The organism is Microtetraspora niveoalba (assembly GCF_001570405.1).
In the GTDB taxonomy this organism is placed as follows: domain Bacteria; phylum Actinomycetota; class Actinomycetes; order Streptosporangiales; family Streptosporangiaceae; genus Microtetraspora; species Microtetraspora niveoalba.
The window spans coordinates 48489-74301 of record NZ_BBYM01000039.1 but is presented as its reverse complement, the minus strand read 5'-3'; the positions used below and the strand labels follow the sequence as shown (position 1 = coordinate 74301).

22 protein-coding genes are annotated in these 25813 nt (G+C 70.7%); 8 read left to right on the top strand and 14 right to left on the bottom strand.

Annotation, left to right across the window (positions count from 1 at the left end):
* Positions 1-367: 367 nt before the first annotated feature.
* The 3 genes from AWQ70_RS31425 to AWQ70_RS31415 all read right to left on the bottom strand — a co-directional run bounded on the left by AWQ70_RS31425 (position 368) and on the right by AWQ70_RS31415 (position 4110).
* Positions 368-1384: an MvdC/MvdD family ATP grasp protein gene (locus AWQ70_RS31425; RefSeq protein ID WP_067184229.1), complete on the bottom strand. Its 1017-nt coding sequence runs from the start codon at positions 1382-1384 to the stop codon at positions 368-370.
* A 738-nt stretch (positions 1385-2122) separates the two neighbouring features.
* Positions 2123-2725, bottom strand: a complete 603-nt coding sequence (locus tag AWQ70_RS31420; protein WP_067184228.1) for a hypothetical protein — start codon at positions 2723-2725, stop codon at positions 2123-2125.
* Positions 2722-4110, bottom strand: a complete 1389-nt coding sequence (locus AWQ70_RS31415) for a selenium-binding protein SBP56-related protein (protein WP_067184226.1) — start codon at positions 4108-4110, stop codon at positions 2722-2724. Before AWQ70_RS31415 ends, AWQ70_RS31420 begins: the two co-directional genes overlap by 4 nt.
* A gap of 204 nt (positions 4111-4314) precedes the next feature.
* Between AWQ70_RS31415 and leuE the strand changes: the two genes are divergently transcribed.
* Together leuE and AWQ70_RS31405 are read left to right on the top strand one after the other, a co-directional pair.
* Complete coding sequence (gene leuE / locus AWQ70_RS31410; RefSeq protein ID WP_067184224.1) at positions 4315-5046, top strand: leucine efflux protein LeuE; 732 nt, start codon at positions 4315-4317, stop codon at positions 5044-5046.
* 248 nt (positions 5047-5294) lie between these two features.
* Complete coding sequence (locus AWQ70_RS31405) at positions 5295-5948, top strand: VC0807 family protein (RefSeq protein WP_067184222.1); 654 nt, start codon at positions 5295-5297, stop codon at positions 5946-5948.
* A 14-nt stretch (positions 5949-5962) separates the two neighbouring features.
* Here AWQ70_RS31405 and AWQ70_RS31400 read toward each other — a convergent pair whose 3' ends face one another.
* Both AWQ70_RS31400 and AWQ70_RS31395 read right to left on the bottom strand, forming a co-directional pair.
* Positions 5963-6631: an SDR family oxidoreductase gene (locus tag AWQ70_RS31400; protein ID WP_067184219.1), complete on the bottom strand. Its 669-nt coding sequence runs from the start codon at positions 6629-6631 to the stop codon at positions 5963-5965.
* A gap of 95 nt (positions 6632-6726) precedes the next feature.
* Positions 6727-7974: an FAD-binding oxidoreductase gene (locus AWQ70_RS31395; RefSeq protein ID WP_067184215.1), complete on the bottom strand. Its 1248-nt coding sequence runs from the start codon at positions 7972-7974 to the stop codon at positions 6727-6729.
* A gap of 242 nt (positions 7975-8216) precedes the next feature.
* On the opposite strand from AWQ70_RS31395, the gene AWQ70_RS31390 reads away from it, so the two are divergent.
* From AWQ70_RS31390 to AWQ70_RS31375, 4 genes are read left to right on the top strand one after another with little or no spacing between them, the layout of a single operon-like run.
* A complete protein-coding gene (locus tag AWQ70_RS31390; RefSeq protein WP_067184212.1) occupies positions 8217-8942 on the top strand; it encodes an SDR family oxidoreductase in 726 nt (241 codons plus the stop codon).
* A 56-nt stretch (positions 8943-8998) separates the two neighbouring features.
* Positions 8999-9769 (top strand): DUF998 domain-containing protein, encoded by a 771-nt coding sequence (locus AWQ70_RS31385; RefSeq protein ID WP_084518016.1) that lies wholly within the window; start codon positions 8999-9001, stop codon positions 9767-9769.
* Positions 9770-9778: 9 nt separating this feature from the next.
* On the top strand, positions 9779-10660 hold the full coding sequence (locus AWQ70_RS31380; RefSeq protein WP_067184206.1) for a phosphotriesterase family protein: 882 nt from the start codon (positions 9779-9781) through the stop codon (positions 10658-10660).
* Positions 10661-10676: 16 nt separating this feature from the next.
* Complete coding sequence (locus tag AWQ70_RS31375) at positions 10677-12560, top strand: propionyl-CoA synthetase (RefSeq protein WP_084518015.1); 1884 nt, start codon at positions 10677-10679, stop codon at positions 12558-12560.
* Between the two features lie 49 nt (positions 12561-12609).
* Here AWQ70_RS31375 and AWQ70_RS31370 read toward each other — a convergent pair whose 3' ends face one another.
* The 6 genes from AWQ70_RS31370 to AWQ70_RS31345 form a co-directional block, all read right to left on the bottom strand.
* A complete protein-coding gene (locus AWQ70_RS31370) occupies positions 12610-14004 on the bottom strand; it encodes an NAD(P)/FAD-dependent oxidoreductase (protein ID WP_067184201.1) in 1395 nt (464 codons plus the stop codon).
* 158 nt (positions 14005-14162) lie between these two features.
* Positions 14163-14942 (bottom strand): ABC transporter permease, encoded by a 780-nt coding sequence (locus AWQ70_RS31365; protein ID WP_067184198.1) that lies wholly within the window; start codon positions 14940-14942, stop codon positions 14163-14165.
* Positions 14939-15802: an ABC transporter permease gene (locus tag AWQ70_RS31360; RefSeq protein ID WP_067184194.1), complete on the bottom strand. Its 864-nt coding sequence runs from the start codon at positions 15800-15802 to the stop codon at positions 14939-14941. Before AWQ70_RS31360 ends, AWQ70_RS31365 begins: the two co-directional genes overlap by 4 nt.
* Before the next feature lie 76 nt (positions 15803-15878).
* Positions 15879-17138, bottom strand: a complete 1260-nt coding sequence (locus AWQ70_RS31355; RefSeq protein WP_067184191.1) for a polyamine ABC transporter substrate-binding protein — start codon at positions 17136-17138, stop codon at positions 15879-15881.
* 28 nt (positions 17139-17166) lie between these two features.
* Positions 17167-18309 (bottom strand): ABC transporter ATP-binding protein, encoded by a 1143-nt coding sequence (locus AWQ70_RS31350; protein ID WP_067184188.1) that lies wholly within the window; start codon positions 18307-18309, stop codon positions 17167-17169.
* A 48-nt stretch (positions 18310-18357) separates the two neighbouring features.
* A complete protein-coding gene (locus AWQ70_RS31345; RefSeq protein WP_067184185.1) occupies positions 18358-19791 on the bottom strand; it encodes a gamma-aminobutyraldehyde dehydrogenase in 1434 nt (477 codons plus the stop codon).
* Positions 19792-20013: 222 nt separating this feature from the next.
* On the opposite strand from AWQ70_RS31345, the gene AWQ70_RS31340 reads away from it, so the two are divergent.
* On the top strand, positions 20014-20502 hold the full coding sequence (locus AWQ70_RS31340; protein WP_067184182.1) for an Lrp/AsnC family transcriptional regulator: 489 nt from the start codon (positions 20014-20016) through the stop codon (positions 20500-20502).
* A 52-nt stretch (positions 20503-20554) separates the two neighbouring features.
* Here the strand turns inward: AWQ70_RS31340 and AWQ70_RS31335 are convergent, their stop codons facing one another.
* From AWQ70_RS31335 to AWQ70_RS31325, 3 genes are all read right to left on the bottom strand, one after another.
* Positions 20555-21259: a cyclase family protein gene (locus tag AWQ70_RS31335; RefSeq protein ID WP_084518013.1), complete on the bottom strand. Its 705-nt coding sequence runs from the start codon at positions 21257-21259 to the stop codon at positions 20555-20557.
* 46 nt (positions 21260-21305) lie between these two features.
* Complete coding sequence (locus AWQ70_RS31330) at positions 21306-22844, bottom strand: purine-cytosine permease family protein (RefSeq protein WP_245647236.1); 1539 nt, start codon at positions 22842-22844, stop codon at positions 21306-21308.
* Positions 22845-23305: 461 nt separating this feature from the next.
* Positions 23306-24103: an MHYT domain-containing protein gene (locus AWQ70_RS31325; protein ID WP_169808772.1), complete on the bottom strand. Its 798-nt coding sequence runs from the start codon at positions 24101-24103 to the stop codon at positions 23306-23308.
* 247 nt (positions 24104-24350) lie between these two features.
* Here AWQ70_RS31325 and AWQ70_RS31320 point away from each other — a divergent pair, with 247 nt between their 5' ends.
* Positions 24351-25805, top strand: a complete 1455-nt coding sequence (locus AWQ70_RS31320; RefSeq protein ID WP_067184175.1) for a PucR family transcriptional regulator — start codon at positions 24351-24353, stop codon at positions 25803-25805.
* The last annotated feature ends 8 nt before the right edge of the window (positions 25806-25813 follow it).

Sequence of the window (25813 nt, the reverse complement as noted above, 5' to 3'; positions counted from 1 at the left end):
GGGCGGCGAGCCTTCAGGACATGACATACGCGATCGAAGCCGAAGGGCTGATCAAGCGATACGGGCACAAGACGGCACTCGACGGAGTAGACCTCCCGGCGCGTCCCGGCCGTGGCTTCGCCTCCTTGCGGTGGCGAAGCGGCTGTGGGACGCGAGCGCCGATCTCTACATCGAGCCGTACGGCCCCTTACGCAGGAGCGCGCCGCTGTCCCGCCTCATCACCGGCTGGGCTTGGACGTCGTAGGCCCCACCGGACGGGCCCTGCACATGGGGCGGGGTGCCCCCGGTCCCAGGTGGATGTTCACGGTGACGAGTGGGCGGTGCATTGCCGGTGCGTCCGTGGCGCGTTGATGGTGCGCCGTGGTGCTCATCGCTGTGTCGCGCCTCCTCCACGTTCGGCGGCCGTCGCCAGCCAATCGGCCACGGCATCGCCGATCGGCAGGCCGGTGGCGGCCTCCAGCCGGCCCCATTCGCCGTTGGGGTCGATCTCCAGGAACACATATTCGCCGTCCGGGCGCAGGATGAGGTCGACGGCCGCGAAGGCGAGGCCCAGGTCGGCGGCCAGGTCCAGGCAACGCCGTTCGACGTCGGCGGGCAGGTGGTGCACGCCGTACAGCATGTGGCCGTCGTCATGGGGCGGCCGATCGTCGCGGGCGGCCCGCGGGCCCCGCGCGTCGATCCCGGCGTCGAGCCGCGCGGCAACCCGCGCGGCGAAGGCGTGCTCGCCCACGACTATGACGCGCACGTTCATGGCCCTGGGAACGTCCGACTGCAGGATCACGGGCTCGTGCTGGAGACGATGGCGGGAGGCGAGGTGCCTGCGCGTCACCACGGTGGGATGGACGTGGTGATCCTGACCGTCCAGCAGGAACCGGTGCGAGTCGAAGAGCGTTGCGACCAGCCGCCCCCCGCTCCGCTCGTACGCGGGGACGAGAGCGGCGGGGTCGTTCGTCATCACGGTCTCGGGGACGACGAAGCCGAGCCGGATGGCCCGGTCCAGGTGCACGAGCTTGTTGTGGGCCCGGTCCAGGACGGGGAAGCGCGCGGGGAACCAGGGAACGGGAAGAAGGTCCCACAACCCGGCCATGAAGAACCGCGAGACCCGGTCGACGTGCGCACGCTGCGTCGGCTCGGTCATGTTCATGGCGGCCGAAGGGGCGTTCGGTCGCCTGACCCAGACGGCGGTCACCTCGGCCAGGTCGAGGACGAGGTCCTCGGTGGACAGCAGGTAGGAGGCACGGTCTCCGGTGAAGGTGACGGTGACCCGGCCGCCGGAGGGGAAGTCGCCCGGGTCCCACCACACGACCGGAAGCCCTCTGGCCTCGATCTTGGGCAGGGCCGTGTCCACGGTGGAGTCGCCGCGGTCACTCAGTACTAGAAGCATGTCGCCTTCCCTTGCTCGCGACCGCCCCACGGCGACGCGGGTTGCCCCCTCGACACCCCTGAATGTTTCGCGCCATGAAAGACGCGGACACCCCCGCAAATCTCGGCCCGGCGCACATCCCCACACCGCTCGGCACCATCGAAGACCAGCGCACCCCCAGACAGTCCGCCGCCATCGAAGACGAGCCCCCCAGATCCCCGCCCAGCGCACATCCCCACACCGCTCGGCACCATCGAAGACGAGCGCATCCCCAGACAGCTCCGCACCGTCATCGGTCAACGCACCGCCACACAGTCCGGCACCCTCGAAGGCAAGGACAGCGCCACAGATCCCGGCCCAGCGCACATCCCCAGACATTTCCGTGCCGTCGATGGCGAGCGCGCCCTCTGAAGGCTCGGCGTTGTCGATGGCGAAGGGGCAAGCCTGATCTCCGGCACCGGGTTCCCTTCCATCCTCAGGATGCGGTGCCGTCCACGTCCCTGCGGGAGAGGAATGTCCACGTTCTCCCAGGCGGCGAGGAAGGTGACATCACCGGGTCCCCGGCGATCGGCCGAGCACCTGAGGAGAACGTAGAGATCGCGACTTGATCGGGACTAAGCCGTCACTTGAACCGGGCTTGGGAATCGCTGCACCAAGGTCACAACGCCTCATCGCCGCACCGCGACCACAGGCGCTTCCGCCGGATTACAACGGCAAGGCATCCCCCCTGTCACCATGCCCTCACGATGCCGCGCCGGGTCACAAGGTCGCCTGGACGAGGGTGAACACGCCCGCGCCGACCAGCGCGGCGGCCCACATCCTGTCCAGGTTGAACCAGGCCCTGCGCAGGACCGTCAGCCCGGCGAACTCGTACACCACGAGGGCGACGACGCCCGCCGTCACGAACATGGCGAGCGTGTGCACCCCGGCCACGAACAGGCCGCCGGACATCGCGTGGCCGTGGTGACCGGCCGGGATGCGGGTCAGTACGGGCAGCAGCATGAGGCCGGCGCCGTGCGCGGACGACATGAGGAACGACCAGGCGGCGAGCTGGCCGAGCGACAGCCGCATCCCGACCCAGCGGAAGTGCCGTGTGGACAGCAGCCGCCACAGGCCGAACGCGACGAGCACCACACCCGCGCCGATCGACAGCGCGGTGCCCGTCACCAGGGATCCGGTGGCGCCGACGACCAGCGCCACCAGGGCCACGGAGGCGAGATGGCCGAGCGCGATCACCGGGAGGGACTGCAGCAGCCGGTCGCGGCTGCGCTCCTGCAACCCCCTGGCCACGGCGAACAGCCAGCCCATCGCGGGATTGATCCCGTGGAAGGCGCCCAGCAGGATGACCGCGGTCAGCGTCATGGGTAGCAGTAGGAGTCCGAGGAGGCGTCGCCGCCCTGCAACCGGGTCTGGTGCGGCCGCAGGCCCCGGAAGTCGTCGCCGTGCGGGAAGAACCGCTCGTCGAACGTGAACGTCTCGGTGTCGACCTTGGCCATCCACGCGCCGACCCCGTCGGGGTAGAACTGGTCGTCCCACGCGCCGTACAGGGAGTTGGTGACGTAGACGCGCCGCCCGTCGCGGCTGACCTCGATCATCTGCGGCCCGCCCGCGAGCGGCTCGTACGGCGCCGCCGGGTGGGGGGCGCGGCGGACGACGCCGCCGATGCGCAGGGAGCCGGTCTCGACGGGCGCGAAGGGGTCGGAGACGTCGTAGCGCTTCAGCTCGCCGGTTCCCCAGCAGGACACGTACAGGTGCCGGTCGTCCACGGACAGGTCGATGTCGGTCACCAGCGGCGGCACCGCCCCGAACGGCTTGAGCAGGTCGGGCAGGTCGTCGGCGGAGGCGGGCTCGGCCGGGATGTGGATGACCTTCCTGGCCTCCCACCTGGAGCCCTCGCGGTGCCAGACCCAGATCGAGGCGGACAGGTCCTCCACGTTGGTGACGACCCCGGCGAAGCCGTACGTCCTGGTCGGGTCGTGGGCGGGGCGCAGCTCCAGGACCATCTGGTGCTGGTCGCCGAGGTCGATCTCCTGGACGTGCCTGCGCCTGCGGAGATCCCAGAAGTGGAGGCGGTGGCCGTACCGGCGGCCGAGCAGCAGCTCGCCGACCAGGCCGTCCTCGACCATGGACGGCGTGCCCCATTCGGAGCTCACCAGCACGTCGTGGTTGATGTGCCACCAGAAGTCGTAGGCGAGGTGCTGCGGCCCGCGATCGGCCTCCCACCGGCCGATCACCTCGAACGAGGTGTGGTCGAGCAGCGCGATGCCGCCGGGGCCGTCCTCACCGAAGCCGCCGAGCGCCGAGACGTACAGTCCTTCGGGGCCGCAGTGCACGGTGTGCGGCCGGGAGTATCCGGCGCGTTTGCCCAGTTCCTCGGGTTCGATGACCTTGACCAGTTCGGGGCTGACCCGTCCCTTGGTGTCGTAGACGTAGATCCGTGAGGAGCGCAACCCCGGCACGATCAGGTAGCGGCGCTCGACATGCGGGTGCGGCGCGTTGGGGCACAGGGCGCTGCTGCACGCGTTCCACCCGAAGTGGTGGAGCTCGTCGCCCGTGTACGGAAGGTCCGTCCAGCCGACCACCGCGCCGTACGCCGGGGAGTCGGGATCGGTGTCGAGGACGACCAGCGCGTCCGGCCTCTCGGCGGACCGGTCGAAGGCGGCGACGTAGGCCAGCTTCTCGCGGGGGGCGGCAGCGGCGTCCCGTGGCGAGGGATAGAACGTGGGATCAGGCGTCCAAAGGCTCATGCCCCCAGAATCTTCCCACTATTCCCGTAGGGTCAATAGGTATTTCCGCCTCCGGCCTCCGACGGCTCCAGCATTCCATCCGGGGGCGCCGTAATCCTGTGGGGACATAACGTGATATGTCATCTTTCGCGGATTAACGCGGGCGCGATTTCCCGGTCGGCAGTCGGCGGTCCGTCACCGTGAACTCGAATCGGAGCGTGCCTCATGTTCTTTGGCATCACCGACATCTGGACGTACGCCGTCGGCGCGTTCCTGATCGTCCTGCTGCCCGGCCCGAACTCGCTGTACGTGTTGTCCACCGCGGCCCAGCGGGGCGTACGCAAGGGCTACCGGGCGGCCCTGGCCGTCTTTCTCGGCGACACGGTGCTGATGGTGCTGTCCGCCGCCGGCGTGGCCTCCCTGCTCAAGTCGAACCCGACGCTGTTCAACATCGTCAAGTACGCCGGCGCGGCCTATCTGGCATGGATCGGGTTCGGCATGCTGCGCGGCGCCTGGACGACGTGGCGCTCCCGCCGCGCCGCCAGGACGGCATCCGCCGCCCGGCTCGCGGTCGAGGAGACGCGCATCCCGGGGAACGCCGACGCGACCGCGGCGACGGCCGCCACCGCCGCCACGGACGGCGCGCCGCAGGACACCCGGGACCCGTTCCGGAGGGCGCTGGTGATCAGCCTTCTCAACCCGAAGGCGATCCTGTTCTTCGTCTCGTTCTTCATCCAGTTCGTGGACCCGTCGTACGGCGCGCCGGCCGTCTCGTTCCTCATCCTGGGCGTGATCACGCAGATCTTCAGCGCGCTCTACCTGTCGATGCTGATCTTCGGCGGCACGTTCGTCTCCGCGCAGTTCCGGCGGCGGCGCAGGTTGTCGGCCGGGCTGACCGCCGGCGTCGGCGCGCTGTTCCTGGGCTTCGGGGCGAAGCTGGCGACCTCCAGTCTCTGACGTCGGCGACCTCCGGTCGCCGACGAGATCTCTCCCGAGGAACGGACCCGCCGGAATAGCGGCGTGTTCACCGCCGTTGAATCGGACATATAGCAGGTTTTTTTTCTACAAAACTCTGCACAGAAGGGCTGTCGTCCCTGGTCGAACACCACGGGGGCCGACGGCGCAGGCCGCCCGGAGCGACGCGTACCACGCCTCGCGGGGTGACCGCGAGGTCAACGGGGCGCGCCGCCATCCCAGGGAGAGTCATGGACCATCCGCCCTTCACCCTGCCGCACCTGCCGTCCCTGCTGAGACAGGCGGTGCCGATGCTGATCGAAGGGGTGTTCGCCCCGCTCGCCGTCTTCTACGCCGCCCTCAGCCTGATCGGCCTCAACGGGGCGCTCGCCGCGGCCATGGCCTGGGTCTACCTGGGCATGCTCTGGCGCGTCGTCCGGCGCAGGCGCGTTCCCGGCACGATGGCCCTGACCGCCGTCGCGATCACGGCCCAGGCCGCGCTCGGCCTGTGGACCGGCAGCGCCGTCGTCTACTTCATCCAGCCCGAAGTCGGGACGATCTGTCTCGGGCTGATCCTCCTCGCGACCATACGGCTGCGCCGCCCGCTGCTGGCCAGGCTCGCGCAGGACTACGTCCACCTGCCCGCGTTCGTGCTCACGCACGAGCGGGTCAGGCAGTTCTTCGTCCGGGTCACCCTCCTGTGGGCGTTCGTGCTGATCGCGAACTCGGCCGGGAACATCTGGCTGCTGCTGAACGAGTCGATCGGCGGCTTCCTGCTGCTGCGCACCGTGGCCATGGTGGCGATCACCGGCCTGGCGATCGCCGTGTCCGTGTGGGGCTTCCGGCGTGCGCTGCGCCACCTGCGCCTCGACACCCCGGCTGCCCCCGCCGCCGTCGGCGCGTAGGCGCCCGGGCCGCGTCAGCGGAAGAGCAGGATCCGGATCGCCAGCGGGATGGGGGTGCCCCCGCCCACCACTTCGAGGACCCGGTGCCGGGTCTCCGGCGTGTCCAGGAGTCCCGCGATGACGGCGGCGACGTCGTCCCTGGGCACCGGATCGTGCTGCGACAGCGGCACGTCCGCGAGGGTGACCAGGCCGGTCCCCTTGTCGTCCGTCAGCCGGCTGGGACGAAGGATGGTCCAGTTGAGGGTGGTCCGGGCGCGCAGGTCCTCCTCGGCCGCGGTCTTCGCGTCGATGTAGGCGGCCCAGACCTCGTCGCTCCCCGGCGGTGGCGGCGCGCCCGCCCCGATCGTGGAGATCTGGATGAAGCGCCGCACCCCGGCCCGCTCGGCGGCGTCCGCGAGCAGGACCGACGCGCGGTGGTCCACCGTCTCCTTCCGCGCCGCGCCGCTGCCCGGCCCGGCTCCCGCGGCGAAGACCACCGCCCCGGCCCCGAGCAGGGTCTCGGCCACCTCCTCCGGCCGGGTCCGTTCGAGATCGCACAGCACGGGCTCCGCGCCGGCCGCCCGGACGTCGTCCGCGTGATCGGGATCGCGTACCAGCCCCACGGGCTCGTCGCCGCGCGCGGCGAGCAGCCGTTCCAGCCGGAGTGCGATCTTGCCGTGACCTCCCGCGATCACTACGCGCATGTGGCTCACCCCCGCCGACGATCCTCGCACGGCGTCCCTGACCTGCGCGGTACGGCACGGCGGGGTCCCCGTCCGACGAGCCCCGGGGCGCGGTTTCACTCCACCGGGTGACCGAAGCGGAAGACCCCCGAAGGGTCGTAGGCACGACGGATCTCCGCCAGCCGCCGGACCGTCTCCGGCTGCCACGCGCCCCTGAGCTGCTCGCGCAGCGCGTCACCCGTCAGCCCCAGGAAGTTGACCGGGGCGGGACGCGGACCGGCCACCGACATCAGGGTGTCACCCGCCTTGGCTCCCTCGGGCGAGGCGATCGTGTGGGTGGACAGGCAGTAGGCGGCGTCCCGCCATCCGACGGCGTTCCCCGCGTCGTGTGCCATCGCTCCCCCGAGGTGGCGGATCTCGACGATCACCAGCGACTCGTCGGCGGCGGCGAGCACGGCGTCCACGTCGACGTCGTCGAGGAGGACGCCCCGCCCCCACGAGGGCATCGGCCCCTCGGGGTCGTTGTAGACCAGGTGCGTGTCCCGGTACGGCATGTCGCGGAGATCGTCGGCCAGGACCGGCGCCGCCGCCCGCATGGGGGCGACCACCCGGTCGCCATCTGCGCCGGTGTGGACGACCCTGACCGCGACCACGGGCGGTGCGCCCGGCGGGCGCAGCAGCGCCACGGAGGTCGTCGTCTCCTCGGTCAGGCCGCGCGTCCAGTCGAGGTACGCGGCGAAGACCTGGCGTGCCGCGTCGCCGGGGTAGATCAGGCTGCCCGCGAAGACGCTCGCCTGCGGCAGGAGGTCGAACGTCATCGACGTGACGACGCCCAGGGTGACCTTGCCGCCCCTGAGCGCCCAGAACAGGTCGGCCTCCTGGTCGGCGTCCACCTGCCTGAGCCGCCCGTCGGCGGTCACGACCTCCAGCGCGCGTACGCGGTCGGCGGCGAAGCCGTACGTGCGCGACATGAGTCCGATCCCGCCGCCGAGGGTGTACCCGACCACGCCGACCCCCGGGGACGAACCGGACAGGGCGGCCAGGCCGTGCTCGGAGGCCGGGCCGATGACGTCGGCCCAGCGGGCTCCGCCCTCGACCCGCGCGGTGCGCGCGGTGGCGTCGATCGTGACGCCGTTCATCCTGCGCGTCGTGATGAGGAGACCGCCCTCAGCGGGCAGGCCCGGCGCGTGCCCCGCGCCCATGACCGCGACGGGCAGGCCCGCGTCGGCGGCGTGGCGGACGGCGGCGATCACGTCCTCGGCCGACTCGGCCGGCACCACCACGTCGGGGCGGTGCGCGATCGCGAGGTTGAACCCGCTCGTCTCCTGTTCGTATCCGGCGTCTTCCGGCTGCAGAGTTCTCATGGGGAACGAGGATGGCCGAGGCCGATTGCGGATCACTAAATCGCCACTCCAAGTGAAACCCAAGTCGTCCCTCGTCCGGCCGGGGTCCGGCGACGGAGAGCTTCAATGGAAGCGCTCCCACGATCCTGTGAGAGGGTCGTGCCCGCAGACGGAGGAGATCGCCGCCGGGCCGCACGCGGCCGGGACGCGGCCTGCCGGCGCGGGCGTCGCGCGGCGGCTCCTCCCCGATCGAGAGGAGCCCGATGGGTACCGCACTCGTCACCGGCGCGTCCCGGGGCCTCGGCGCCGCGATCGCCGGGCGGCTGGCCGCCGACGGCTGGGACGTCGCCGTGAACTACGCCCACGACACCGCCGGGGCCTCCGCCGTCGTCGAGCGGATCCGCGCCGCCGGCGGCTCGGCCCGGCTCGCCCGCTTCGACGTGACCGACGAGGAGTCCGTACGGCGGGGCGTGGCCGGGATCGGCCGGGTGGACGTCGTGGTGAACAACGCGACCGGCCCGCAACCGCTGACGCCGGTGGAGAAGCAGACCTGGGACGACCATCTCGACCAGCTCAGATTCTTCGTGAAGGCGCCGCTGCTGATCCTGCAGGCCGTGCTGCCCGGCATGCGCGAGGCGGGGGCGGGCCGCGTCGTCAACATCGGCAGCGAGGTCGCCGACCTCGGTAACCCCGAGTTCGGGCACTACGTGTCGGCGAAGGCCGCGATGCACGGCCTCACCCGGTCGTGGGCCCGCGAGCTGGGCCCGTACGGGATCACCGTGAACACGGTGGAGCCGGGGTGGATCCCGGTGGAGCGGCACGCGGACGTCCCGGCGGAGGACTACGCCGGCTACCTGGACGGCGTGGCCGCGGGCCACATGGGCGTGCCCGCCGACGTCGCCGAGGCCGTGGCGTTCCTCGTCTCGCCCGGCGCCCGTTTCGTCACCGGGCAGCGGCTCGCGGTCAACGGCGGCAAGACGATGAGCTGAGGCGCGTCCCTGAGTCCGGGATCGGGGAATCCCCGCCCGTTTCAGGGTGATCCCCGATGGCCGCGGCCGGCGATGTGGAGCACGCTCTGATCCGGTCCCCCGTACCCGCCACGGCCGGGCGGGGGCCACGGACGAGTCTCGGCGAGGGGTTGGAAACGGTGGGCGGAACGGGTGGACGGATCGCGGTCGCGGGTCCGATCCTCGCTCTCAGCGTCATGATCTGGCTGCACGTGGCCTATGCGGGGGTGGTGGACCCGATGACCGGCCTGGTCGACGGCTACGCCGGGGTGGACGGGGCGGGCCCGCTGCTCGCGCTCGGCGTCCTCTCGCTGGCGGCGGGTACGGCCGGGCTGACCCGCGCCCTGGCCCGGGTGGAGCCGGCCCGGAGCGCGGCGGCGCGGGTGCTGCTCGCGGGCGTCTCGGTGGCGCTGGTGCTGACCGCGGTGTTCCCCGGGGCCGACGGACCGTCCGCGGGCGAGATCGGCCGCTGGTCGACGGCGCTGGTGTTCACCGGCCTGCCGTGCGCGGCCTGGATCCTGGCCAGGCAGACCAGGACGCTGCCCGGTTGGCGGACGGCCGGCCGGGTGCTCAACGCGCTCAGCCTGGCCTCCGTGCTCGTCCTGGCGGCGTTCCTGATCGGAGGCCCCGGCTCGCCCGCCGTCGCGCTGACCGGCGTCGCGCCGTTCTCCGGCCTCGCCGAGCGCGCCCTGGTGCTCTCCGAGGTCGTGCTCGTGCTCGCGATGGCGGCGGCCGCCACGCGGAGCCGTCCGGCCCGGGCCCTGCCGTCCACCCCCTCCGGGTCGCTCGCCAGGGGAAACATCCGCTAGTGTCCCGGCATGTCTGAGGCGTACTTCCCCCGTGTCCAGACCGTCACGGGCGCCCTGCCCGTCTCCCTGATCCAGGGGGCCGTCCTTCCCGGCGAGCATCTGCGCACCGACACCCGCTGGGGGACGGGCGGCGAGTCCGATCCGTACCGGTGGCTGGACGAGGAGACGCACGTCACCTCGGAGCTGGCCGGGCTCGGCCGCGAGCAGGGGCTCGCCCTGGTCGTCGAGCACACCTGTCTCGGCATGGGACGTGACGTGGCCGCGCTGGCGCGCGTCGCCACGGCGGCCAGGATCGCGGTCGTCGCCGCGACCGGGTTCGCACCGGAGCCGTTCAGCGGCGACCTGATCCGCCGGTACGGCGTGGACGACCTCACCGCCGACCTGCTCAAGGAGATCGGCACCGGTCTCGACGGCACCGCCGCGCGTCCGGGCGTCATCGTGGCCGCCGCCTGGGACGAGCGGCCGACCCCGGCGGAGGCGCGCGCGATCACCGCCGCCGCTCGGGCGTCCGCCCGCACCGACCTTCCGGTGGCCGCGGACGGCCTCGACGTGCTGGAGAGCCTGCTCGCCGAGGGCCTCCCGCCCGCCCGGCTGAGCGCCCGCGCCGCCGACCCGCTCGTCCAGCGCAAGATCGCGGAGTCCGGCGCGTACGTCGCGGTGACCGAGGCCGAGCACGCGTTGGCGCTGGTGGAGGCGGGTCACGCGGCGCGCGTCCTGATCAGCGCGGGAGTGTCCCGGCAGGGGCACCTGCGGGCCTACGGCGGGCGCGGGTACGGCCGGCTGTTCGACGAGGTGGTGCCCGCGCTGGGCGCCGCCGGGACCGGCCCGGACGTCGTCGAGCTGATCACCCACCACAACCCGCTGCGTTGGCTGACAGGTCTCGACCGCTGACGCGAGCAGGGTGAAAATGGGGCGCATGCCGTACGCCGACGTCCATGCGCGCAGTGTCGAGGATCCTGAAGGCTTCTGGATGGAGGCGGCGTCCGCCGTCACCTGGCATCGCGAACCGGATCGCGCCCTCGACTCCAGCCGTCCGCCCTTCTACCGCTGGTTTCCCGGCGGAGAGCTGAACACCTGTCACAACGCGCTCGACCGGCACGTCGAGGCGGGGCACGGCGACCGGCTCGCCCTCGTCCACGACAGCCCGGTGACGGGTACGTGCCGCCGTTTCACGTACGCGGAGCTGCTCGACCGGGTGGCGCGGTTCGCGGGTGTGCTGCGCGGCCTCGGCGTGTCGAAGGGCGACCGGGTGGTCGTCTACATGCCGATGGTGCCGGAGGCGGTGGTGGCGATGCTCGCCTGCGCCCGCCTCGGGGCCGTCCACTCCGTCGTCTTCGGCGGTTTCGCCCCCAAGGAGCTCGCCCTTCGGCTGGAGGACGCGCGGCCCAAGGTCGTCGTCTCCGCGTCGTGCGGCGTCGAGCCGGCCCGGATCGTCCCGTACAAGCCGATGCTGGACGCGGCGCTCGACCTCTCCGCGCACGCGCCGCGCCACTGCGTGATCCTGCAGCGCCCGCAGGAGCGCGCCGAGCTGCGCGAGGGCCGCGACGTCGACTGGGACGAGGCGATGGCGGCGGCCGAGCCGGTCGGCTGCGTGCCGGTGGCGGCCATCGACCCGCTCTACATCCTCTACACCAGCGGGACGACCGGGAAGCCGAAGGGCGTCGTGCGGGACAACGGCGGCCACGCGGTCGCGCTGCTGTGGAGCATGCGCAACGTGTACGGCACGAGCCCGGGCGAGGTGTTCTGGGCGGCCTCCGACGTCGGCTGGGTCGTCGGGCACTCCTACATCGTGTACGGCCCGCTGCTGCTGGGCGCGACCACCGTGCTCTACGAGGGCAAGCCGGTGGGCACGCCCGACGCCGGGGCGTACTGGAGGGTGGTCGCGGACCACGGGGTGAACGCGCTGTTCACCGCGCCGACGGCGATCCGGGCGATCAGGCGCGACGATCCGTCCGCCGAAATGCTGGAAAAGTACGATATTTCGTCGTTGCGGACGCTCTTCCTCGCAGGGGAACGGCTCGACCCCGACACCTACCACTGGGCGGCGGAGCGGCTCGGCGTGCCGGTGATCGACCACTGGTGGCAGACCGAGACGGGCTGGGCCATCGCCGCCAACCTGCGCGGGCTGGACCCGATGCCGGTGAAGCCGGGCTCCCCCACCGTGCCGGTCCCCGGATACGACGTGCGCGTCCTCCGCCAGGGGGGCGAGCCGTGCGGCCCGGGCGAGGAGGGCGCGATCTGCGTGCGGCTGCCGCTCCCGCCAGGCGCCCTGCCGACGCTCTGGGAGGACGACGAGCGGTACGTCGCGTCGTACCTGTCCGCGTTCCCCGGCCACTATCTGACCGGCGACGGCGGCTACCTCGACGAGGACGGCTACCTGTTCGTGATGGGCCGGACCGACGACGTGATCAACGTCGCCGGGCACCGGCTCTCGACGGGCGCCATGGAGGCCGCGCTCGCCACGCACCCGGCGGTCGCCGAGTGCGCGGTGATCGGCGTGGCCGACCAGCTCAAGGGGCAGGTCCCGCGCGGCTTCGTGGTGCTCAAGAGCGGGGTGTCCGCCGACCACGACATGCTGCGCGCCGAGCTGGTCGCGAGGGTGCGCGAGCAGGTCGGCGCGGTCGCGGCGCTCAAGCGGGTGGACGTGGTGTCCGGGCTGCCTAAGACCCGGTCCGGGAAGATCCTGCGCAAGACGATGCGCGGCATCGCCGAGGGAGCCGACGAGCCGGTGCCCTCCACCATCGAGGACGCCTCGGTGCTCGACGCGCTCCGCGCCACGCTGGGCCGCTGACGGACGTTCCCCCGGCTCCCGCGCGGGAGCCGGGGGAACGGACGGTCCGTCAGGAGTCGAAGCCGAGCCCCAGCGCGTCGAGGGTGCGCAGCCAGAGGTTGCGCCGCCCCTCGTGGGCGTCGGCGCGCGCGATCGACCAGCGGGTGAGCTGGATGACCCCCGAACGCGCCGGCTCCGGCGGGAACGGCACCGGCTTGGTCCGCACCATCCGCAGCCGGGTGCGTTCGGTCTCCTCGCCGCCGAGCAGGTCCAGCATGACGTTGGCCCCGAACCTGGTGGCCCCCACGCCCAGGCCGGTGTATCCGGCCGCGTACGCGAGGCGGGAGCCGTACGCGGTGCCGTAGAAGGCGGCGAACCGGCTGCAGGTGTCGATCACCCCGCCCCACCTGTGCGTGAAGCGGACGCCTTCGAGCTGCGGGAACGTGTCGAAGAAGTGCCGCGCCAGCTTCTCGAAGGTCTCGTCCCGCTGGTCGTACCCGGCCTTGATCAGCCCCCCGTTGTGGTAGACGGCGTCGTAGCCGCCCCACAGGATGCGGTTGTCGTCGGTCAGCCGGTAGTAGTGGAACTGGTTGGCCGAGTCGCCGATGCCCTGCCGGTTGCGCCAGCCGATCCGGGCCAGCTTGTCGTCGGGCAGCGGCTCCGTCATCAGGACGTAGTCGTACACCGGGACCAGGAAGTGCCGCAGGCGGCGCAGCAGCGGGGGGAAGACGCCGGTGCCCAGGGCCACCCGGCGGGCCCGGACGGCGCCGTGCGGGGTGGCGATCTCCAGCCGGTCCCCCTCGTCGGAGATCGATCTGGCCGGCGTGTTCTCGTAGATGCGCACGCCCATCCGCAGGCAGGCGTCCCGCAGTCCCCAGGCGAGCCGGGCCGGGTCCACCATCGCGACGGAGTCCCGCTGCCACAGCGCGCCCAGATAGGTCGGCGAGTCCACCTCGGCGCGCACCTGGTCGCGGTCGAGATAGAGCTGGTCCGAACCGAGCTCCCGCGCGGCCCGCTCGGCCTCGCGCAGCCCGTCGAGCTGCCATTCCTCGGTGGCGACGTTCATCTCGCCGGTCCGCTCGAACGAGCAGCGGATGCCGTACCGCTCGACGGACGCCTCGATCTCGTCGAGGTTCTCCCGCCCGAGACGTTCCAGGGTGGGGAGCTCGTCGGGCCAGCGGGCCATGCCGTTGGACAGTCCGTGGGTGATGCTGGCGGCGCAGAAGCCTCCGTTGCGGCCGGAGGCGGCCCAGCCGACGCTCTTGCCCTCCAGCAGGACCACATCCTGCGAGGGGTCTCTCTCCTTGGCCATCAGCGCGGTCCACAGACCGGAGAATCCACCTCCGACGACGGCCAGGTCGGCGGTGGTGTCGTTGGTGAGCCGCGGTGACGGCTCCGGTGCCCCTGGCTGGTCCAGCCAGTACGGCGTGCGCTCCGCGTCAGCAAGAGCCTTCAGCGGATCCACAACTTTCACTTCCCTACGTGTTCAGTTGGTTGGTTGCGCGACCCCGAAACGGCCGGTCGCGCGCGGGTTCCCCCTCGCTCCGATCTCACCTCTCCCTGAATGCTCCGTGATGTGGGTGTGGCCGGCCCCCTCGCGTCGGCGAGGGGGCCGGCCGGGGTCTAGCGGCGGCGCCGCGCGACGAGCGCGTTGCCGAGGGCGATCAGCAGTCCGGCCGCGAAGATCAGCGTGCCCATCACGTTGACCTGCGGCGGGATGCCGACCCGCGTGGATCCCCAGATCCACAGCGGGAACGTCACCGTGCCGCCGGAGTTGAAGTTGGTGATGACGAAGTCGTCGATGGACAGCGCGAACGCCAGCATCGACCCCGCCAGCACGCCCGGGAAGATCATCGGCAGTGTCACCAGGCGGAACGTGGTCCAGGTGCCCGCGCCGAGGTCCCTGGCCGCCTCCTCCAGGGAGGCGTCCAGCGTCATCACCCTGGCCCGCACCGTGATAGCCACGAACGAGATCGAGAACATCACGTGCGAGATCACGATCGTCCAGAAGCCGAGCGGGACGGCGAGGGTGACGAACAGCGACAGCAGGGACGCGCCCATCACGATCTCGGCGCAGGAGATCGCCGCGAACATGACGACGTTCATCGCCCCGGAACCGCGGAAGCGGTACCGGCCGAGCGCGAGGCCGATGAGCGAGCCGAGAACGCCCGCGATCAGCATCGTCAGCACGGCGATGAGCAGCGAGTTCACCAGCGCCTGGGTCAGGTCGCCGATCTCGAAGAGCTTGCCGTACCACTTGAGGGTGAACCCCTGGAACGTGGAGTTGTAGCGGCCCTTCGTGTCGTTGAACCCGAAGAGGACCATCACCGCGATGGGGACGATCAGCCAGGCGATGACCAGCCAGGTGTAGATCTGCAGCCCGCGGCCGCGGAACAGTCTCATCGCGCCGCCACCTCCAGGACGTCCTCGGTCCCGAGCGCCTTGGCGTAGGCGAAGATGCCGACCAGCAGCAGCGCCATCAGCGTGAACGACAACGCCGACGCCGTCGGGTAGTCCTGCGTGACGAGGTACTGGTTCTGGATGACGTTGCCGATCATCGTGGTGTTGGTGCCGCCGAGCACCGAGGCGTTGACGTAGTCCGAGCTGGCGGGCACGAACGTCATCAGCACCCCGGCGAACACGCCGGGCAGCGACAGCGGGAGCACCACGCGGAGGAACGTCTGGAACTTCCCGGCGTACAGGTCGTTGGCCGCCTCGAGGACCCGGGGGTCGATCCGTTCGAGCGCCACGTATATCGGCAGCACCATGAACGGCAGGAAGTTGTACGCCAGGCCGCCGATCACGGCGAACGGCGTGGCCAGGACGCGGAAGTCGCCGGGCAGCAACCCGATGTTCTTCAGCGGGCCGAGCAGCATGCCGTTGTCCGACAGCAGGAACTGCCAGGAGATCGTCCGCAGGACGAACGACACGAGGAACGGCAGCAGCAGGAGGAAGAGGTAGACGGACTTGTGCCTTCCGCCCTTGAAGGCGATCCAGTACGCCACGGGGAAGCCGATGACGATCTGGATCAGGGTCGCGGCCAGGCCGTAGACCAGGGAGCGGATGATCTGGTCGTGGTAGTTCGTCAGCCCGTCGACGTACGACTGCCAGTTCCAGGTGAAGACGAACCCGTCGGCCACGTTCCCCGACTGCAGGGACAGGGAGAGCATGACCACGGTGGGGACCACGAAGAAGATCGCGAGCCAGACACCGCCGGGGAAGATCAGCGCGTACGGCGTCAGCGCCGCCCTCAGCCTTCGCATGGCGTCTCCTCGCCGAGTGGCCGGGAGCCGCGCGAGCGGGGGGCGCCGCGCCTGTCGAGTTTCTCGCTCCGCTCGTTCATGAGGTGGTGATGGGCTGGAAGATGCTCTCGAACTTCTTCTGCTCGGCGGAGTCCGCGAGCGTCCGGTAGGTGCGCAGCTTGGCGTACACCTCGGGGCTCGGGAACACCAGCGGGCTGTCGGCGATCATCTCGAGCGTCTTCTTGTCCTCGCCCGTCGCCTTCGCCGCGTTGGAGCGGATGATCTCCTGCGCCGCCGGGACCGGCGTGACGTAGTTGATGTACTCCGCCAGGCTGGCCGCGATGGGGGGCTGGTAGAAGAAGTCGATGAGCGTGATCGCGTCCACGGGGTTGGCGGCCGACTTGGGGATCATGAAGTTGTCGGTCCAGATCGTGGCGCCCTCCTCGGGGATCACGAACTTGAGGTCCGTGCCGTCGGAGAGGTTCTTCTGGAAGACGTCGCCCGACCATGCCTGGCAGAGCCAGATGTCGCCCTTCGCCAGCGGGTCGATGTACGACTGGTCGTAGTACTTGCGGACGATCCCGGAGTCGCGCTGCTGCCTGAGCTTGTCCGCGGCCTTCTCCCAGTCGGCCGGGGTGGACTTCTCCGGGTCGATGCCGAGCACGAACATGCCGAAGTTGGCGATCTCCTGCGAGTCGGCCATCATGCCGACCTTGCCCTTGTACTTGGGGTCCCACAGCGCGGAGTAGCTGGTGGGCGGGGTGGTCACGTACTTGGGGTTGTAGGCGATGCCGGTCATGCCCGAGGCGTACGGCACGGTGAACACGTTGCCGGGGTCGAACGACTCGTTCTTGTACCGCTCGCCGACGTTCTTGGCGAAGTTCGGCAGCCTCTCGTGGTCGAGCGGCACCAGGTAGCCGAGCTTGATGAGCTGGGTGAGCTGGATGCTGTTGGTGACGACCATCAGGTCGTAGTCGATGGACTGGCCGGCGGCGAGCTGCGGCTGGATCTTGGCGAACCAGCTCGTGGTCTCCTGGATGACCTCCTTGTAGGTCACCGTGATGCCGGTCTGCTCGGTGAACTTCTTCAGCTCGGGGTGTTCGGGGTCCATGTAGAGCGGCCAGTTGGCGAAGTCGACGTGGCCGTTCTTCACCTTGCCGGCCCAGTACTTCTCCACCTCGGACTGGGCCTGGGCGGAGCTGGTGGGCCGGGCGACGCCCTTCCCCTGCACCCCGCAGGCGGCGAGAGCGAGACCGGCGGCGGAAAGACCGGCCACACGGAAGGCGTCACGACGGCCGAGGCGGCGCTGGGTGAGACCGCGGAGAAACGCCGGATCAGGCGTTGAGGGGTTGCTCATGGGGTTCGTGCTCCCGTTTCGAGGGGTGTTACTGCAGCGCGTAGGAGTGCTGCGGCTGCCAGGACAGCCAGACCGTGTCGCCTCGTTCGGCCGTGGTGGTGCTGTCGTGTGCGTTCTGCTGGAAGACCGTGATCTCGGCGCCGCCGGCCAGAGCGACCGCGTAGCTGTTGTAGGTGCCGAGGTAGACCACCTCGGAGACCGTTCCTTCCACCATGCTAAGGTCGCCTTCGGGCTGCTCGGTGGAGATCGTGATCTTCTCCGGGCGCACGGTCAGCTCGACGGTGTCCCCCTCGGTCGCCGATCCCTTGATGGGGACGACGACCCGGTCCTCGGGACCGAGCGCGAGCACGGCGGAAGCCCCGTTCATCGCCCGCACGACACCGCTGAGCAGGTTGGACGTCCCGATGAACCCCGCTACGAACTTGGTCGCGGGCCGCTCGTAGATCTCCCGGGGGCCGGCGAGTTGTTCCACGAGACCGTCGTTCATGACGGCGATGCGGTCGCTCATCGTGAGCGCCTCGCTCTGGTCGTGGGTCACGTAGACGAACGTGATGCCGACCTCGCGCTGGATGCGCTTGAGCTCGATCTGCATGTGCTGGCGCAGCTTGAGGTCGAGCGCGCCGAGCGGTTCGTCGAGGAGGAGGGCGCGCGGCCGGTTGACCAGGGCCCGCGCGAGCGCGACGCGCTGCTGCTGGCCGCCGGACATCTCCCGGGGGCGCCGCTTCTCGCGGCCGACCAGGTCGACGATCTCCAGCATCTCGCCGACCCGGCTCCTGACCTCGTCGTCCGACACCTTCTTGCGCTTGAGTCCGAACGCGACGTTGTCCCAGACGTTCATGTGGGGGAAGAGCGCGTAGGACTGGAACACCATGTTGACGTCACGCTTGTTCGGGGGAACGTTCGTGACGTCCTGGCCGTGGAGCCGGACGACGCCCCTCGTGGGCTCCTCGAAGCCCGCGATCATCCGCATCGAGGTGGTCTTCCCGCACCCCGAGGGCCCGAGCAGGGAGAAGAACTCTCCCTCGCCGATGGCCAGGCTCACACCCTTGACGGCCTGTACGACCTCGCCGTGTGAGACGTACTCCTTCACGACCCCGTCGAGCTCGATGGCGGGCACCTGGTCGGGGGCAGCCACGCCGGCTGCCCCCGTACCCGCCTGGATCTCTGTCATTCCAGGCATATCCCTCTTTCAGGAGGCCGTACGGCTGTGCCGAGCGGCCTATTCGCCGATGTAGTGCATCACGTGCTTGACGCGCGTGTAGTCGTGCAGCCCGAAGACCGAAAGGTCCTTGCCGTAGCCGGAGTGCTTGAAGCCGCCGTGCGGCATCTCCGACACGAACGGGATGTGGGTGTTGACCCAGACCACCCCGAAGTCGAGGCGCTTGGACATGCGCATCGCCCGGCCGTGGTCGGAGGTCCACACCGAACCCGACAGGCCGTACTTGACGCCGTTGGCCTTGGCCAGGGCGTCCGCCTCGTCGCTGAACGTCTGGACGGTCATGACGGGGCCGAAGACCTCGTTCTGCACCATCTCGTCGTCCTGCTGGAGGCCGTCCACGACGGTCGGCGCGAAGAAGTAGCCCTTCTCGCCGACACGGTGACCGCCGGTCAGCACCGTGGCGTGCTCCGGCAGCCGCTCGAAGAACGACGAGACGCGCTCGAGCTGGTTGGCGTTGTTCAGGGGGCCGAAGTAGGCCTCCTCGTCGTCCAGACCGCCCAGTCGGGTGGCGGCGGCGGCCTCGGCCAGCGCGGCGGCGAACTCGTCGTGGATGCTCTCCTGGACCAGCACGCGGCAGGCGGCGGTGCAGTCCTGGCCGGCGTTGTACAGGCCGGCTCCGGCGATCGCCTCCGCGACGGCCTTGATGTCCTTGACGTCCTCGAACACCACGACCGGGGCCTTGCCGCCGAGCTCCAGGTGGACGCGCTTGAGGTCGTCGGCGGCCGTCCTGGCCACCGCCATGCCCGCGCCGACCGAGCCGGTGATCGCGACCATCGAGGCGTCGGGGTGGCTCACCACGAGGCTTCCGGTCTCCCGGTCGCCGGTGACGACGTTGAAGACGCCGGCGGGGAGGATGTCACCGATGATCTCGGCGAGCTTGACGGTGGAGACCGGGGTGGTGTCGGACGGCTTCAACACGATGGTGTTGCCCGCGGCGAGCGCCGGCGCGATCTTCCAGACCGCCATCATCATGGGGTAGTTCCACGGGGTGACCTGACCGATGACGCCGATGGGCTCGTGCCGGATCATTGACGTGTGGTCGGCGAGGAACTCACCCGCGGTGGGCCCTTCGAGCGTCCGGGCGGCGCCGGCGAAGAACCGGAAGTGGTCCGCCGCGACGGGCGTCTCGTCCTCCGCCATGCGGGCGCGCGGCTTTCCGGTGTTCCGGCACTCGGCCTCGTTGATCTCGTCGGCCCGCGCCTCGATCGCGTCGGCGATCTTCAGCAGCAGGGCGGAACGCTCCGCGGGGGTGGTCTGACCCCAGGTCTCGAAAGCGGCGGTCGCGGCGGCGTAGGCCGCGTCGACGTCCTCCTGGCCCGAGACGGGGGCCTGGGCGTAGACCTCGCCGGTCGTCGGATCGATCACGTCGGAGAAACGGCCGCTCACTGCGTCGACGAACTTCCCATTGACGAAGTTCTGCAGACGGGTGGTCACCTATGACCTCCTGGAGGTGTGCTGGTTGTCGGCGACTCTGACAGAATAACTTGGCTATAACAAGGGATTTCGTGGTGAAGATACCAAACTGCTACGAAATCGCTTGACACAAGCGACGGAACTGACAGCATGTAACACCAGGACGGCAACATGTCAGGAACCGCCTGTAACGCGGGTGCGTCACACCTGACTCGGCCCCTCCAAGAGAGGAACTCCCCCGGGATGACGACTCCACCCAAGGTACGCGCGACCGGCAAAACCGGTCCGGTGGTGCTCGACGACATCTCCAAGCAGATCGTCGAACAGCTCCAGACGGACGGGCGCAAACCGTACGCCGCGATCGGCAAAGCCGTGGGGTTGTCCGAAGCGGCCGTACGGCAGCGCGTGCAGCGTCTCCTCGACCAGGGCGTCATGCAGATCGTCGCGGTGACCGACCCGCTGACGCTGGGCTTCCCACGCCAGGCCATGATCGGCATCAAGTGCGAGGGCGACCTCGACCTCGTCGCCCAGGAGCTCTCCTCCATAAGCGAGATCAACTATGTCGTGCTGACCGCCGGATCGGTCGACATCATGGTCGAGGTGGTCTGCGAGGGCGACAGCCACCTGCTGGAGATCCTCGGGAAGATCCGCGCGATCCCCTCCGTACGGGCCACCGAGACGTTCGTCTATCTCAAGCTCCACAAGCAGACGTACTCCTGGGGCACCAGATAGTCGTTCAGGGCTCCTCCCAGCTCGTCGGGCGAGCCGGCCGGGCGAGGCCGGGTCATTCCCGATCGGTCCTTCCGGAGGGAGGGACGGAGCGGTCGTCACGCGGGCTCACCCGGGCCACGGCGCGCACCGGCGCGCCGTCCGCGCCGCGCAGGCGCAGCGGCAGCAGGGAGACCTCGATCCCGTGGCCCGCCTCCTGATGCTCCACGAGCCGGTCGAGGTGCCGCAGGTTCTCGGCGATGACGGCGTGCGCGCCGCACAGCACACGGTGGGCGGGGAAGTCCTCCGCCGGGGTGGGGTCCACGCTCAGCGCGTCGATCCCGACGGTCCTGATCCCCGCACGGACGATCAGCTCGGCCGCCTCCTCGGTCAGGTACGGATGGGCCGGATAGTCCTCGCTCCCCCACAGCGCGCCCCAGCCGGTGGCGATCAGCAGGATCACCCCCGGCACGAGCGCCCCCCGCTCGAGTGACCGGGCCACCAGGCCGGCGGGGATCGGCGAGCGGGGCGGCAGGCCACGGGCGTCGACGACCGCCGCCGGGCCGACGAAGCGTTCGAGCGGCAGTTCGTCGAGCGTGGGGAGCCGGTCGTCCACGTGGTACGGCGCGTCCACGTGGGTGCCCGACTGCGACCCGAGGCGCAGGCCGAGGACGTTGACGCCCTCTGCCGCCATGGTGAGCGCGGGCCGGACCTCGACCTCCGGGTCGCCGGGATAGACGGGCATGCCGGTCTCGATCGGCACCGACAGATCGATGATCACGCTTTCTCCCGGGACGGTGGCGGAACCCTGACGCTCCTGGCACGGCCTACGCCTCGGCGAGGGCCCTGCCCGCGTCCACGATAGGCGGCACCGGCCTGTCGGCCGCGCGGACCAGCCGGGGACCAGCCGGGCCGTACACCGCGCGCGGCTCGGGGAAGGCGGACAACAGGCCCAGATAGAGGATCGCGGCGAGCGCGAGGCCGAGCGGAAGCGAGATGTCGACGCCGCCCGCCAGCTCGCCGAACGGCCCGACGAACTGGCCGGGGATGTTGGTGAACAGGACGGCCGCGAGCGCCGAGCCCAGCCACGCGGTCATGCCGCGCCAGTTCCAGCCGTGGGTGAACCAGTAGCGGCCGCCGGTCTGGCGGCGGTTGAAGACCTGGAGCGCGTCGGGGTCGTACCAGCCGCGCCGGGTTACGTAGCCCAGGATCATGATCACCATCCACGGCGCGGTGCAGGTGATGATGAGCGTGGCGAAGGTCGAGATGCTGGCCGTCAGGTTCGCGGCGAACCGGCCGATGAAGATGAAGACGATCGACAGCGTGCCGATGAACACGGTCGCCTGCACCCGGCTGAACCTGGTGAAGACGCTGGAGAAGTCCAGGCCGGTGCCGTACAGCGAGGTGGTCCCGGTGGACATGCCGCCGATCAGCGCGATCAGGCAGACCGGGAGGAAGTACCACGTGGGAGCGACCGCGAGCAGGCCGCCGACGTAGTTCGGCGCCGCCGGGTCCATGTACGGCGCCGCCTTCGTCGCGATGATCGAGGCGGTGGACAACCCGAAGAAGAACGGCAGCAGGGTCGCGATCTGGCTGAGGAACGCCGCGGTCATCACCCGCTTGCGCGGGGTCGAGGCGGGGATGTACCGCGACCAGTCCCCGAGGAACGCGCCGAACGAGACGGGGTTCGACAACACGATCAGCGCCGCGCCGATGAACGACGGCCAGAACATCGGGTCGGCCGTGGACGCGAACGTGCCGGGGTACGACGGGTCGAAGTCGCCCGCGAAGGCGATGACGCCGAGGACGAACAGCGCCGACGCCGCCGCCACCGCGATCTTGTTGATGAACAGCATGAAGCGGAAGCCGTACACGCAGACCGTGAGCACGAGCGCGGCGAAGACGCCGTACGCGACGGCGTAGGTCAGGTCGGTGTCAGGCAGCCCGGCGAGCCGGTTGGCCCCGCCTACGAGCGCGTCCCCGGAGGACCACACCGAGATCGAGAAGAACGCGATCGCGGTGAGCAGCGACAGGAACGAGCCGACGACCCGCCCGTGCACGCCGAGATGGGCCGAGGAGGAGACGGCGTTGTTGGTGCCGTTCGTCGGGCCGAAGACCGAGAGCGGCGCGAGGAGCAGCGCGCCCACGACGAGACCCAGCAGCGTCGCCGCGAGGCCCTGCCAGAACGACAGACCGAACAGGATCGGGAACGCGCCCAGCACGCACGTGGCGAAGGTGTTCGCGCCGCCGAACGCCACCCGGAAGAGGTCGAGGGGCCGTGCCGTACGGTCGGCGTCCGCGATGCGTTCGACGCCGTATGTCTCGATCTCTGTGATGGACGGCGCCTCGGCCACGGTCTCTCCCACGAGTGTTACAGGACGCAAAGTTCCCGGTCAGGGCAACGGTCCCCCAGTGTCGGCGAGGCCGCGACCCGGCGACAATTGGGCCGGGCACGGAGAAGTGCCGCCCGGTTGTGGCCGGCGACAAAGCGTACGGTCTACTCGGGCGGCTCTCGGGCGGCTCTCGGGCGGCTCTCGGGCGCGGCAGGGCACGCGGGCGCGAGTTACCCGCGACTTACCCGCGACGATTCGGCGCGACCACTCCGCGGGATGAGAGGTAAATCACTCCGGAAACCGCGGGAAGCCATTCTCCTTAATGCCGCCGCATTCTTCGTTCAACACGACGAACTGTAATAACTTCTGCCTCCCCGTTCCCTTTCCGCCCGCCCCCGCGCGAGCGCGGGCGCGGCGCCGCGGGGATCGGCTCAACCGGCCGGCGTCGCGGGATCGGCTCAGCCGGCCGGCGTCGTCGCGCCGCGCCGCGGGGATCAGCTCAGCCAGTCGGCGTTGCGCGCCCGCCGGGACGCGATCATCGCCTCCAGCTCCGCCTCCTCGCGTAGCTCGTGCGACGACGGCGACAGGAACACCGCCAGGAGTAGGCCGATCGTGAGCAGGCCGACGCCGACCATCAGCGGAAGCAGGAAGTCGACCGCCTGCGCGCCCGTCAGGGCGAGGTGCGTCTCCACCGGCCGGACGTCCAGCGACACCATCCCGGCGTAGTGCATGGCGTTCAGCAGGAGGCCCGCCACCAGGGCGGAGCCGATGACCGCGAGCGCGCCCCGCGCGCGCAGGGCGGACCGGAGGACGGCGACGGCCGCCACCACCGCGACGAGCACGGAGACGGCGAGGAGCACGGGGTTGTAGGTCACCTCCGCCGCCATCGTCATGGCCTTCAGGGCGATGTGCTGCGCGGCCGCCACGCCGAGCCCGGCGACCAGTCCGCCCCCGGCCAGCGCGCCGAGCCGCCCGCCGCCGAGGAAGGCGCAGGCCAGACCGGCTCCCGCCGCCACGATCGCCACCAGCGCGGAAAGGACCGTCAAGGCGACGTCGTAGCGGATCGGAGTGCCCTCGACCCGCACGCCCAGCATCGCGACGAAGTGCATCACCCAGACACCGGTCCCGCCGACCGCGAACGCCGCCCCCGCGAGCCACCACAGCCGGGACAGGCCCACGACGGACCGGGCCCGACCCGCCATCATGAGCCCGATCAACGAGCCGAGCACGGACATGACGTACGCCAGGGCCGGTGTAATGACGCCATGGGAGAAAAGATCGATGTCAGACAAGGAAGTACTCATTTCACAGCGAGATGATCGGCGACATGATGACGGGTGACCGGCCGGTGCCTGATCACCGGGTCGCCGTTTACTCCCCGAAAAATGCCATTTCCGGCGGCGTTCCGTGCTTCCCGAGGCGCTCTCGAGCGAATTCACTGACAATATGAAGCGCGAATTTGCATTTTGTCGGCGCCCCGGGCGTGGCCTCTGCCTCCCTGTGAGAGCGGTCCCCGGCGCCCCGGTCTAGCGTGAGGTTGTGGGCGACAACAAGCTGACGGTGGAGGACCTGGTCCGTTTCCCCGCCCTCCAACTCCGGCTCCTGGCCGGCGAGCGCGGCCTCGGACGGTCGGTCTCGTGGGCGCACGTGAGTGAGCTGGAGGACCCCACCCCTTGGCTGCTCGGCGCCGAGGTCATCATGACGACCGGCATCGGCGTCCCCCGCGGAGCGGCGCGGCAGCGGGCGTACCTGCAGCGGCTCGACGCCGCGGGCGTGGCCGCCCTCGCGCTGAGCGCCGGGCTGCACGTGCCGCCGCTCCACCGGGCGTTCTTCGACACGGCGGAGGAGCACGGCTTCCCGATCCTGGAGGTCCCGCTGGCCGTGCCGTTCATCGCCGTCGCGCAGGAGGTGGCGGCGGCGGTGCAGGAGGACGCGCGGCAGCGGCTCGGCGCGCAGTTGCAGGTGTTCGGCGCGCTTCGCTGGCTGGCCGCCGAGCGGCTCGACCCCGCCCAGCTCTTCCGGCGGCTGGAACGGCTGTCGGGATACGACGTCTACCTGAGCACGCCTCAGGGACGGCCGCTGCTGCCCGGGGTGCCCGTCCCGCCGGACGTCGCGTCGCTGCCGCCGTCCGTGGACGCCCCGCCGACCATCCCCGGCGGCTTCGCCGTACCGGTGAACGCCCCGGGCGGCCCGGCCGGCTTCCTCGTCGCCTTCGAACGCGAGGGCGCCCGGCCCGCCGGGCTGGCCGTCGTCCAGCACATCGCGACGGTCGCCGCGCTGCAGGTCGCCATGGTCCGGCACGAGCGCGAGACGCTGCGCCGCCAGGGCGCGGAGACCCTCGCCGAGCTGCTCCAGGACGTCCTCGACCCGGAGACCGCCCGGCGCAGGCTCACCCGGATGGGGATGTCACCCGACCGGGACGTGGTGCTCCTGGTGGTCAGGAACGTCGACGAGGAGGCCGTCGTCCGGGCCCTCGACGAGCACCCCCACCTGATGCTCGGGCTCCACCCCGACCTCTTCGTCCTGGCCCACGACGCGGCGCCGCTGCGCGAGATCCCCGGCGTCGCGGCCGGGGCGAGCCGCCCGCTCCGGCCGGGGTCCTCGCTCACGGTCGCCCAGCGGGAGGCGCGGTGGGCCGCCGCGCGCGCCGCCGAGTCCGGCCAGCCCCTCGTGTCGTACGGCGACGACGCCACCGGCCGGTGGTTGCCCGAGGACCCCGGCGTGCTGGCCGGCCTGGTCGAGCACGTGCTCGGCGACGCGCTGAGGTACGACGCCGCGCACGGCTCCGAGCTGATCACGTCCGTGCAGACGTGGATGGAGCGGGACCGCCGCGTCGACGACGCGGCGCGGGCCCTGCACATCCACCCCAACACGCTGTCGTACCGGCTGCGCCGTTTCAGCGCGCTGACCGGCCGCGACCTGACCTCGACCGGCGAGTTCGCCGAGGTGTGGCTCGCCGTGCGCGCCGCCCAGCAGCTCGGCCGGGTCCCGTGACCCCGGTG